The 11,285-nt window shown below is 45.5% G+C and carries 11 protein-coding genes; all 11 read right to left on the reverse strand.

The window, feature by feature from the left end; all coding sequences use genetic code 11:
• A partial coding sequence (locus ACO4PX_RS04995) for a YqeG family HAD IIIA-type phosphatase (RefSeq protein ID WP_485571786.1) occupies positions 1 to 513 on the reverse strand: 513 nt, incomplete at its 3' end.
• Positions 503 to 988 carry a transcriptional regulator NrdR gene (nrdR, locus tag ACO4PX_RS05000; RefSeq protein WP_314999157.1) on the reverse strand — a complete coding sequence of 162 codons (486 nt, stop codon included), beginning with the start codon at positions 986 to 988 and terminating at the stop codon, positions 503 to 505. The genes ACO4PX_RS04995 and nrdR, both read right to left, overlap by 11 nt.
• 9 nt (positions 989 to 997) lie before the next feature.
• Positions 998 to 2,359 (reverse strand): hypothetical protein, encoded by a 1,362-nt coding sequence (locus tag ACO4PX_RS05005; protein ID WP_485571788.1) that lies wholly within the window; start codon positions 2,357 to 2,359, stop codon positions 998 to 1,000.
• Between the two features lie 97 nt (positions 2,360 to 2,456).
• Positions 2,457 to 3,368, reverse strand: coding sequence for a MetQ/NlpA family ABC transporter substrate-binding protein (locus tag ACO4PX_RS05010; protein WP_315369118.1), 912 nt, complete (start codon positions 3,366 to 3,368; stop codon positions 2,457 to 2,459).
• A 229-nt stretch (positions 3,369 to 3,597) separates the two neighbouring features.
• Positions 3,598 to 4,266, reverse strand: a complete 669-nt coding sequence (locus ACO4PX_RS05015; protein ID WP_040649557.1) for a methionine ABC transporter permease — start codon at positions 4,264 to 4,266, stop codon at positions 3,598 to 3,600.
• A gap of 2 nt (positions 4,267 to 4,268) precedes the next feature.
• Entirely contained in the window at positions 4,269 to 5,372 is a 1,104-nt protein-coding gene (locus tag ACO4PX_RS05020) for a methionine ABC transporter ATP-binding protein (RefSeq protein ID WP_485571790.1), read from the reverse strand.
• A gap of 35 nt (positions 5,373 to 5,407) precedes the next feature.
• Positions 5,408 to 6,793, reverse strand: coding sequence for a Sapep family Mn(2+)-dependent dipeptidase (locus tag ACO4PX_RS05025; RefSeq protein ID WP_485571792.1), 1,386 nt, complete (start codon positions 6,791 to 6,793; stop codon positions 5,408 to 5,410).
• Between the two features lie 110 nt (positions 6,794 to 6,903).
• Complete coding sequence (locus ACO4PX_RS05030; protein ID WP_314670752.1) at positions 6,904 to 8,496, reverse strand: peptide chain release factor 3; 1,593 nt, start codon at positions 8,494 to 8,496, stop codon at positions 6,904 to 6,906.
• Between the two features lie 81 nt (positions 8,497 to 8,577).
• A complete protein-coding gene (gene ftsZ / locus ACO4PX_RS05035) occupies positions 8,578 to 9,849 on the reverse strand; it encodes a cell division protein FtsZ (protein WP_455009283.1) in 1,272 nt (423 codons plus the stop codon).
• Between the two features lie 164 nt (positions 9,850 to 10,013).
• Positions 10,014 to 10,736: a cell division protein FtsQ/DivIB gene (locus ACO4PX_RS05040; RefSeq protein ID WP_485571794.1), complete on the reverse strand. Its 723-nt coding sequence runs from the start codon at positions 10,734 to 10,736 to the stop codon at positions 10,014 to 10,016.
• A 100-nt stretch (positions 10,737 to 10,836) separates the two neighbouring features.
• Positions 10,837 to 11,285: FtsW/RodA/SpoVE family cell cycle protein (locus ACO4PX_RS05045; protein WP_485571796.1), on the reverse strand; the 449-nt coding region annotated here is incomplete at its 5' end.

Here is an 11,285-nt window from a genome sequence, read left to right on the forward strand (position 1 = left end):
AAAGAGAGCATGTTTCCTTTGATAGGCTAAAAGAAAGGGTTTTTCCAAAATTCTTTTAAGAAGAATGTGAAAATACTTTTCCTTCCCCATAGGCTTTACCAGTACAGTAGCTACCTCCGCACGATTTCCGCCCAAGATATCCGTAAACAACTGGTCACCGAAAAAAAGCGCCTGCTCCTTTGCAATCCCAAACTGCTCCACTGCCTGTAAGTACGCTTTCGCTTTCGGCTTTCCCGCATTGGGAATGACCAGATCCGCATGAACCCTGTCTTGAAATGCCCCCACTCTTTCTACTCCGTTATTGGAAAGCACCGCGGTTTTGAAACCGGCAGCCTTCATCCGTTGAAACAAAGTAACCGTTTCTTCTCTGGCAGGCTCATCATGCAGCACCAATGTATTATCAATATCAAAGAGCAAGGCTCGATAGCCCTTCTGATAGAGCTTTTTAAAGTCTAAACTGTATATGGAAGAGATGGAAAAGCAGGGAAACAGGGCAAATGTCTTATTTTTCAAGTTCTTTGCCCTCCGCCTTTAAACCTCCTCCGAGAAGCTTTCCGATTTCCTCCATAAAGGTGTTGATATCTTTAAATTCTCTGTAGACAGAAGCAAAACGCACATAGGCCACCTGATCCAGGTTTTTCAACCTTTCCATCACCATTTCCCCGATGGTATCGGTGCTGACCTCTTTACTCTCCTGATGAAAAATTACACTTTCAATCTCATCCACCAAGGCGGAGATTTGCTTGGGAGAAATGGGACGCTTATGACAGGAGCGAAGAATTCCCCCTTCCAGCTTGGAACGGTCATAGGGCACACGACTTTCGTCCTTTTTCACCACCATAAAGGGAAGGGTTTCCGTCTTCTCGAAGGTGGTAAAACGCTTTCCGCAAACCTCACATTGTCTTCTTCTGCGGATGGCCGTATTATCATCAGCCGGACGGGAGTCAATGACTCGGGTATCCTCCGCGTTACAAAAGGGGCACTTCATACTTCCTCCTTATTTCTCATAGTCGGTATACTGTCTTCTGGCTTCTTCAAAACTCATTTTATGATTGGGATCCTGCTTGCATTCTGCATCGGCTTCCGGCTTGCTTTCCCCATCGCTTTCCGGCTTATTCTCGGTGGTGGTCTCCTGCTTTGCTTCCACTTCTTCCGTTCCTGCCCCGGCAGTCTCTGGCTTCGTCTCTGTAGCTTCCACCCCTTCTCCGGCGGTCTCCTCTACACCTGCCAAGTTTCGCTCTTCCTGATCCTCGGAGATAACCACAGAGAAGCCTCCTTCATTCTCCTTAGGCTGTTCTGTAGAAGCTCCTTCGACTGTTGCAGACTGTTCTGTAGAAGCTCCTTCGACTATTGAGGACTGTTCTGTAGAAGCTCCTTCGGCTGTTGCGGACTGTTCTGCAGGAGCTCCTTCAACTGTTGCGGACTGTTCTGTAGAAGCTCCTTCGACTATTGAGGACTGTTCTGTAGGAGCCGCTTCAACCGTTGAGGGCTGCTGTTCGGAAACCACAGGCTCTTCATGTCTCTGATAGGCGTCTCTGTTCGTAGCGCTTATCGTTGAAAAATCCCCTGCTCCCTTTCGGTAAATTAAAGCCTGCACAAAGCCCAAGTAAGGAATCAGATAAATGGATAAATACAAAAACAACACAAAAATGGGTAAAGCCGGAGATTTTAGAATAAAGGACCACATTACCGCAATAAATCCGGCAACGGAAGTTACCAAAGAAAAATACAGGATTTGACGGAAATAAGAGAACTTCTGGCCCTTCATTACCGCAACACTTTTTTTCATATTCTGCCAAAGGCTATTTCCCTCTCCATCCCAGACGGTAAAGAAGGTCATATCAAAGAAAAGGGAGAAGAAGATTAAAACCGCAAAGCTTACTCCGTAATAGGACCAGTAAATGAGTCCTTCTCCCAAGAAGTAATCTATTGCTTCCTGCCCTAAGGAAATCACCGTGGAAAAGAGAAAAGCCAAGATACTAAAGCCCAGCATTCTTCCCAACAGAGGGAAGGAATTGGGATGAAAGCCGTAAAAAATCATAGCGGCATTCACCTTCTTTTCTCCCCTGGACATCTCCAGCAACATTTTTCGAAAAGAGAATCCCAATACAATAAAGTAAAAAATACACACAAAAACATATAAAGCAAAAAGGATTCCCGTAAGGCTAAGACCGATTCCTCTCCTTAGCTCTCCCAAAGAAAAATCTCCGGTAAAGAGGATGAAAGGGTTAAGGAGAGAAGAAAAGAGCATGGTCAAAAGAACAAAGCCCAATAATCCCGCAATATAAGAAAGAAAAATCGTAAACCAATTTTCCCTCCAAAGTTTTCTTGCCACCCTTCTCATGTCTTTATTTTTCATATACAACAATCCCTTCTGCTAATCAAAATGGGACTATGAAAAAGGGAAGTCGGGATCCCCCTTTCCGCTTTTTCACAGTCCCATGTTCACTTTATTTTTACTGAATAGGTACTACTCCGCCATCATACTTCTTGTTGATAAAGTCCTGAATTTCCTTGGACTGTAATACTTCCACAAGAGTCTTTGCCCATTCAGCATCCTTATTCTTCTCTGCTACGGCAATGATGTTTGCGTAAGTCTGTGCAGCCTCGGAATCAGCCTTCTCCACAACCAAAGCGTCAGATGGCTTAAGGTTTGCCTGAAGTGCAAAGTTTCCGTTCATGCAAGCAAAGTCTACGGAATCCAGAGAACGAGGAATCTGTGCAGCCTCTACTTCATATAACTCGATGTTGTGAGGATTCTCTACCACATCCTGCTTGGTTGCGGTAAGACCTGCTCCATCCTTTAACTTAATGATGCCGTTGTCCTGAAGCAGTAACAGTGCTCTTGCCTCATTGGTGGTATCGTTGGGAACTGCAATCTTAGCGCCGTCCTTGATTTCCTTTAAGTCCTTGGACTGTCCTGCATAGATACCGAATGGCTCGTAGTGAATCTTTCCTACGGAAACAACCTTGGTATTCTTTTCCTTATTAAACTCCTCTAAGTAAGGAAGATGCTGGAAGTAGTTGGCATCGATTTCCCCCTGATCTGTTGCCAGGTTTGGCTGTACATAATCATTGTAGGTAACGATTTCGATTTCCACGCCCTTCTTCTTTAAAGCATCCTTTGCAGCCTCTAAAATCTCTGCATGGGGGCTGGGTGTAGCACCGATCTTAATCTTTACGGTCTCTCCCGCTTCAGCCTTCTCTGTAGCCTTTTCTGTTTCTCCGGCCTTCTCGGAAGCCTTTTCAGAAGCTGCCTCAGTCTGCTTCTCACTCTCCGCCTTAGTTTCCGCCTTCTGTCCTCCGCATGCTACCAGCCCGAAAGCCAAAGCAAGGGATGCCACAAGCACTCCAATTTTCTTTTTCATAAAACTCCTCTTTTCTCTCCCCTTAGGGAGAATTCTTACCTTCCCTTCGGAAAATGTTCTTCTACTCCATTCCTCGGGTGTGCTCCCTGTTGAAAAGTCCTTTTCAACTCCCCTATGGTATAAGAAAAAATAGAAAAAAGCAAGAACTCCGAATTTAATTCAATTTTATAAAATTTTCGTAAAGCTTATCTGCCGACTTTAACAAAGACTGCCCATTTGCCTGAATATCTTAATTCAGCTTTCCTCTTTTATCGCTGTACTTCGCCAGTCTCATCCAGAATTCCTGTACCAGCTGAACAATAACCACCAGCACCACCACTGCAATCAGCATCATATCCGTCTGGTAACGATAGTAACCATAGTTTAAGGCAATGGCTCCCAAACCGCCACCCCCTACAAAGCCCGCCATAGCGGAATAAGAAAGGATAGAGGTCATACAAATTGCCGCCCCCACATAGAGACTGGGTCTGGCCTCCGGAAGCAAAACCTTAAAAATAATCTGAAAGCTGTCGGATCCCATGGATTTCGCCGCTTCAATCACTCCGCTGTCCACTTCTTTCAAGGAAGATTCCACCATTCTGGCTATATAGGGTGCGGAAGCAATTACCAGAGGCGGAATAATCGCCTTAGGTCCCAGCGTCGTATGCACCAAAGCCTTAGTGATGGGAAGCACCATAACCAAAAGAATCAGGAAGGGGATGGTTCGGAAAATGTTAGTGAAAAATCCGAGAATCCCATGAATAATCTTATTCGGTGCAATACTGCCCTCCTCCGTTACCACCAAAATCACCCCCAAAGGGATACCGATGGCATAGGAAATCAAAGTGGAAATACTTACCATATATAAGGTTGCCAATGTCTCCTTGGAAAAAAGTGCCAGAAGCTCCTTTAAACTCATGCTCATGAATGCACCTCCTCATACAGAATTCCTCTTTCCTTTAGGAAGCTGAGAATCTGGAATTCATCCTCCGGATTCTCCGGCAGCTCTATAATCATCTGCCCCATGGCAATATTATCCACATCTTTGGTATTGGCAAAGAGAATATTCACCGGTGCTTTGGCGGAAAGAATCATTTCCGAAATTACAGGCTCATGGGCGGAACGTCCGTCAAAAACCAAACGAATGCGCTTTCCGGTACCGAATCGAGTTTCCTTCTCTCCCTCTCCCAAAATCAGCTTTCTTCCGATTTCCGACTTAGGGGAACGGAAAACCTCCTTCACCGGGCCTGCTTCCGCAATCCGACTGTGATCGATAATGGCCACCTCATCACAAATGGCTTCAATCACAGACATCTGGTGGGTAATCAAAATAATGGTCACCCCCATCTCCCGATTGATCTTCTTCAGCAATTCCAGAATCTGCTCTGTAGTTTTAGGATCCAGGGCAGAGGTCGCCTCATCACAGAGCAACACCTCCGGTTTTGTCGCCAAGGCTCTGGCGATAGCTACTCTTTGCTTCTGTCCTCCGGAAAGCTGGGAAGGGTGACTGTACTCCCTTCCCTCTAAACCCACCATCGCCAAAAGCTCCTTCGCCCTCTCCAGTCTTGCCTTCCTTTTCTTAACGTAGGAAATAGGACCGCCTTTATGGGAAATTTCCAGGGGGTAGCTGACATTTTTCAACAAATTTCTCTGCTCAAGAAGATTAAACTGCTGGAAAATCATGCCCATGTTCTGCCGCATGGCAAGAATTTCCCTTTGCTTCATGGAGCCCAGGCTCTGCCCCTGGAAATAAATCTGTCCACTACTGGGCTTTTCCAAGTAGTTGATACAACGGACCAAGGTGGATTTTCCGGCACCGGAAAGTCCGATAATGCCCTGAATGCTTCCTCTCCGGATGGACAAATCAATCTGATCCAGTGCCACAAAGTCCTCACCATCGGTTTTAAAGGTTTTGCCAAGTCCTTTGATTTCTATAATATTTTCATTCTTCAGCTCTTCCCCGGAAGCATCCGCCGGATAGTTCTCTTCAGAGAGAGCCTCATTCTTCACAATAGTTTCTGTCATTTTATCTTCCATAACATTCTCGGTGCTTTGCCGGATTATTGGCAAAGCGCCAAAATTGCCTCTCCGTAAATTTCTGCCGCCAAAAGCAGATCCTTTACCTTAATCCACTCGTCAGCTCCGTGCATTCTGGTATCCACATCCGGAAGAACCGCTCCGAAGGCTACGCCGTTTTCCACATCATGCACATAGGTACCGCCACCGATAGCCAGGCACTCTCCCTTTAATCCGGTTACCTTCTCGTAAACAGAGAGAAGATTCTGTACAAAGGGGGAATCGGAGGGTACATAGTGGGGAGGAATCATTCCCTTGGTTTCAAATTGGAAGCCCTTGGCTTCTACATTTGCCCTTGCGGTATTTACGCAATTCTCCTCCGTAGCACAGATAGGCACACGGGAATCATAGGTAAAACGAAGCTCCTCTCCGTCAATGGCATAGATATCCAAGGTACAGGTTAAATCCTTACTTTCTTTATCCTCCATCTTGATGCCTAAGCCGGAGCCGTCGGTCTTTCCGTAGGGGAAAAGCTCTGTAAGCTTTTCTAAATCCTGCTTCAGCTGTGTTCCGATGGACGGAAGCTTTGCGGCAAATAGCACTGCCGCAAGACCGGCATTTTTTCCAAGATAAGGGGTTGCCGCATGGGCGGAGGTTCCTATTACCGTAACTTCATTGCCGTTTTTACTGATTTTTACCTGACACTGCTCTTCCACCACCTGCTTGGCGCTTTGGAATTCATCCTCTCCCAATGCGGAGAAAACAAGTACAGCCTTCTGGGGTACCGCATTTACCGCAATTCCCGCCTTTAAGGAAAGAAGACTGCTCTCCTCCTTCTCTCTCTTCTTGAAAATAGTTCCTCTGAACTGTCCCTTTTCCACGTTAATAATGGGGAACTCCGCATCCGGGGTAAAGCTCATCTCTCCGGCCTTCTCCCGGGCATAGTAATACTCTAAATCCTTGGAACCGGTCTCTTCATTGGTTCCCATAATCATACGAACGCCCTTCTTTAAGGGATAGCCCAGTTCTTTTACCGCACGCATGGCATAAAGTCCTGCAAGCATCGGTCCCTTATCGTCACTGACACCGCGGCCGTAGACAACTCCGTCCTTTTCCAGCATTTTAAAGGGCTCGGTAATCTCCCAGCCTTCTCCCGCAGGAACCACATCCAGGTGTGCCAAGATATCCAGACTTCTGGGAAGCTTTGCATCCATATCCGCTGTTCCCACATAGTTTTCCATATTGTTTACGGAAAAACCATAGCCCTCACAAAGGGACATAGCCTCCTCTAAAGCCTTCTTGGGGCCTTCTCCGAAGGGTGCTCCCGGCTTTGTCTCTCCCTGAACGGAATCAATGGCAATCAGTCTGCCTAAGTCCTTAACAAATTCCTCTTCATGCTCTGCCAACCAAGTTTTGATGCTCTTTTCCATAAGGTCCTTCCTTTCTTTGTGCTTCTATACTGTTAAATATACTTTTCCGCCTTAAGGCTATTGCACTGATTATCTTGTTATTCCTGCTATTCCTGTTATTCCTTTTATGTTTAATTTCTGGAGAACTCGCTAAGCTTCAGATTTTCATTTCTATCCAAAACCATGCCGATGGACCAGGGATGGGCAAAAAGCAATAAAGGTCTATCCTTTAAGTCCTTTACCAGCTTCATATCCGAGGTTCCGGAAATGGCGGAAACATCGATTTCCGTATAATTTTCAATCCAGCGAATATGCTCATAGGGAAGCATTTCCAATCGCACCTCTACATTATACTCGTTTTTCAAACGGTAGGTTAATACTTCAAATTGCAGGGAGCCTACAACGCCTACAATAATCTCCTCCATACCGGAGTTGTACTCCTGAAAAATCTGAATGGCACCTTCCTGGGCAATCTGAGAAACGCCCTTTAGGAACTGCTTTCTCTTCATGGTATCAATCTGCCGCACTCTGGCAAAATGCTCCGGAGCGAAGGTGGGAATTCCTTCATAAACAAATTTTTTATTGGAAAGCTCCAGGGTGTCTCCAATGGAAAAGATTCCCGGATCGAAGACGCCAATAATATCTCCACCATAAGCCTTTTCCACGATTTTTCGCTCATCCGCCATCATCTGGGTAGGCTGAGAAAGCTTTACCTTTCTTCCACCCTGAATATGATTTACCTCCATGCCTGCATCAAACTCTCCGGAACAGATACGCATAAAGGCCACTCTGTCTCTATGCTTGGGATCCATATTGGCCTGAATCTTAAAGACAAAGGCGGAAAATGCTTCCTCCACCGGGTCGATCATGCCCTGATCGGACTTTCTGGGAAGGGGAGACTTGGTCATAGCCAGGAAATGCTGTAAGAAGGTCTCCACACCGAAGTTGGTTAAGGCGGAGCCGAAGAATACCGGAGTAAGCTCTCCCGCATCCACTCTCTTCTCGTCAAAGGCATCCGCAGCCCCGTCCAAAAGCTCCAGGTCCTCCTGCAGCTTTTCAAAGTATTCTGCAGAAATATGATTGGGAAGCTCCGGATCCTTATAATCAAAAACTTCCTTCTCTACCGCCTTCTTTCCTCCCGCATTGCTGTGGAAGAGACTGACCTGCTCCGTTTCTCTGTCATACACGCCCTTAAAATTATGGCCGCAACCGATGGGCCAGTTAATGGGACAAGTACGGATTCCCAGTACCTCTTCAATTTCATCCAAAAGAGCGTATGGGTCTCTGGCCTCTCTATCAAACTTATTGATGAAGGTGAAAATGGGGATATGCCGCATAACGCATACCTTAAAGAGCTTAATGGTCTGGGGCTCCACACCCTTTGCTCCGTCAATGACCATCACCGCACTGTCTGCCGCCATCAAGGTTCTATAGGTATCCTCCGAGAAATCCTGGTGCCCCGGGGTATCCAAGATGTTAATGCATTTTCCGTCATAGTTAAACTGAAGCACGGAGGAGGTTACGGAAATTCCTCTTTCCTTCTCAATCTCCATCCAGTCGGAAACCGCATGTTTTGCGGACTTTCTTCCCTTAACCGTTCCTGCCAGATTGATGGCACCACCATAGAGAAGAAACTTCTCCGTAAGGGTAGTTTTTCCTGCGTCCGGGTGGGAAATAATCGCAAAGGTTCTTCTTTTTTCAATTTCTTCTCTTAAATTCGCCATGGTTCTCCTATTGATATTTTATAACTATTACAATTACGATAAAAAAGGCTATGCCCTGGGGACATAGCCTGCTTTCCGCTTTTATCTTCTCCGAAGGAAATCCGGAAGATCGATGTTGTTTTCTCTTCCTGTTCTAACTCTGCTGCTTTGGCTTTCTGTATTCTCTACAGGTCTGGAAAGATTGACTTGCGGAGTCGGTGTATATCCTCCAAGATTAGCCTGACTGTTCTCTACAGGCACCTCCGGTCTTTGAGAAAGTCCGGGAGCAACAGGTCTTTGATTGCTAAGGAAAGAAGGAAGTCCGGGAGTAGCATTGCTTCCTGTTCCGGTATTGTTGGCAACAGATGGATTAAGCTGTGGAGTCTGTGTATTGACTGTTCTAACAGTTTCTACAGTCTTGGTTCTCTCCTTGATACCGGTAGCAATAACGGTAATGGATACCTCATCCTGACTATCCTCATCATACATAGCACCGAAGATAATGTTGGCATTCTCGCCTACCAACTCTTCTACATAGGAAGCCGCATCATTTGCCTCAATGAGGCTGATGTCTCCGGAAATGTTGATGATAACATCGGTAGCGCCCTCGATGGTGCTCTCCAAAAGCGGAGAAGAAATCGCAATCTTTACCGCCTCGATAGCCTTGTCATCACCCTTGGCCTTACCGATACCCACATGGGCAATTCCCTTATCCTTCATAACTGCAGAAACATCTGCAAAGTCCAAGTTAATCAGTCCGGGTACATTGATCAGGTCGGTAATTCCCTGTACGGACTGCTGTAATACTTCGTCAGCCTTCTTTAAAGCTTCGGGAAGAGAGGTCTTCTTTTCCACAATCTCCAACAAACGATCGTTGGGGATTACAATCAAGGTATCTACTGCATTCTTTAATGCGTCAATACCTTCCATGGCATTCTTCATTCTCTGCTTTGCTTCAAAGCGGAAGGGCTTGGTTACAACACCAACGGTAAGAATGCCCATATCCTTTGCAATTCTGGCAATGATAGGAGCTGCACCGGTTCCGGTTCCGCCACCCATTCCGCAGGTAACGAAAACCATGTCTGCGCCCTGTAATGCAGCGGTAATGTCCTCTGCACTTTCCTCAGCAGCCTTGGTACCGATTTCAGGCTTTCCTCCACATCCCAATCCCTTAGTTAATTTCTCACCAATGGTCATAGCTGTAGAAGCCTTACTGGACTGTAAAGCCTGCTTATCTGTATTCACCCCTATAAATTCTACTCCGGCAATGCCCTCGTCCACCATGCGATTCACCGCATTATTTCCGGCACCACCAACTCCCACAACAATTATTTTCGCAGCCGCTTCGGACTCGGGAAGCTTAATTTCCAGCATATCTTCCTCCTTCAATCTATGACTTTTTTCCTTTTAGGAACGGACTCTTCTCCACATTAATCCTAACTATATCATTATAAGAATTTTCGGTATTTTGTAAAGACTTTCCTTAAGGATGATACACAGATTTCAAAGAAAGTGCAAGTTCAATTCTTCCTACAAGTTTATTTATTTTCTCGAAAGATATAGGCTTCCTTTTCTTTTCTTCCTTTAAACTCACTTAAATCCAGGGTTCCTTTCCTTCCGGAAAGAGCCGGCAGAATGTCCTTTAAGCTCATCACCTTCTGCTCCATATCCTCATTTCCCCCAAGGAGAACCCGAATATCTCCCACATGGATAATGGCCTGGGTTCCGCTATATTCAATATAATCGCAGCTGATTTTTTCCTGTTGCAGGGAGGCACTGAGATTCAAAATATCCTGGAAGACCCCCTTATTTTCCACCGGAAGAGCCTTGTAAAGACTTACGGAGGAAAATTTCAAGCCCTTTACCTCCGGAATTCCTGGAGCTTTTTTCTTGGTGGATTCCACCACTACCCCGTCTCCGTCAAAATAAAAGTTGCTGGACATGTATTGCACATAGCCCACCATATTTTTTTCATAGATGATAATTTCCACGCTCCAGGGATTCTTCCAGCGCATTTCATACCGTTCAATAAAGGGAAGGCTCTTATGGGGACGAAACTTTTCTTTAAAAAAAGCATAGGCGGATTTCTCATCCCATTCATCCTGAAAGAGCATTGCCTTAATTTCTTTGTCGCTGTACTGCTTATTCCCTAAAATTTTTACTTCCGAAATACGAAGACTGACTATCAGCAAAAGTAGCAAAAGAAAAAAAAGAATCAGTCCGTAATGTATTAATTGTTTCTGTTCTTTTCTTCTGTTCATCTTCCCTTATCACTCCCAAAGCTTCCTTACTTCTACAGTATACATCGGCAATCACCTATTATTTCTTAAGTTTCCGAAAAAACACATTTTTCTTCTATTCTTATTTTTCAGAAGGAATCGGCTCATCCAAAGTAGTCTGATAGGAAACATTCAGGCAAATTCCGATTTCCGCCAGCAAAATCACAAGGGAGGTTCCTCCGTAGCTGATAAAGGGGAGGGTGATTCCGGTGTTGGGAATGGAGTTTGTCGCTACCGCAATATTTAAAATCGCCTGCAATGCAATATGGGACATTACGCCGATAACCAGCAAAGAACCGAAAAGGTCTCTGGCATTTTTCGCAATCTCATAGAGACGAAAAAGAATAAGAGCGTAGACCAGCATCACTCCCAGACCACCCACAAAGCCCAGCTCTTCGCAAATGATGGTGAAAATCATATCATTCTGGGACTCGGGCATAATAAACTTCTGAATACTCTCTCCCAGCCCTCTTCCGAAAATGCCTCCGGAACCGATGGCATAAAGCCCCTGCAAGGTTTGGAAGGTTTCAT

Source organism: Oribacterium sp. (genome assembly GCF_057249185.1).

What these genes read in the sequence shown, in the direction of transcription:
- ACO4PX_RS05010 (WP_315369118.1), bottom strand. Translation starts at nt 3,368, where the DNA reads ATGAAAAAGAAAATTGGAGTGCTTGTGGCATCCCTTGCTTTGGCTTTC.
- ACO4PX_RS05030 (WP_314670752.1), bottom strand. Translation starts at nt 8,496, where the DNA reads ATGGCGAATTTAAGAGAAGAAATTGAAAAAAGAAGAACCTTTGCGATT.
- ACO4PX_RS05020 (WP_485571790.1), bottom strand. Translation starts at nt 5,372, where the DNA reads ATGACAGAAACTATTGTGAAGAATGAGGCTCTCTCTGAAGAGAACTAT.
- ACO4PX_RS05025 (WP_485571792.1), bottom strand. Translation starts at nt 6,793, where the DNA reads ATGGAAAAGAGCATCAAAACTTGGTTGGCAGAGCATGAAGAGGAATTT.
- ACO4PX_RS05015 (WP_040649557.1), bottom strand. Translation starts at nt 4,266, where the DNA reads ATGAGTTTAAAGGAGCTTCTGGCACTTTTTTCCAAGGAGACATTGGCA.
- ACO4PX_RS05040 (WP_485571794.1), bottom strand. Translation starts at nt 10,736, where the DNA reads ATGAACAGAAGAAAAGAACAGAAACAATTAATACATTACGGACTGATT.
- ftsZ (WP_455009283.1), bottom strand. Translation starts at nt 9,849, where the DNA reads ATGCTGGAAATTAAGCTTCCCGAGTCCGAAGCGGCTGCGAAAATAATT.
- nrdR (WP_314999157.1), bottom strand. Translation starts at nt 988, where the DNA reads ATGAAGTGCCCCTTTTGTAACGCGGAGGATACCCGAGTCATTGACTCC.
- ACO4PX_RS05005 (WP_485571788.1), bottom strand. Translation starts at nt 2,359, where the DNA reads ATGAAAAATAAAGACATGAGAAGGGTGGCAAGAAAACTTTGGAGGGAA.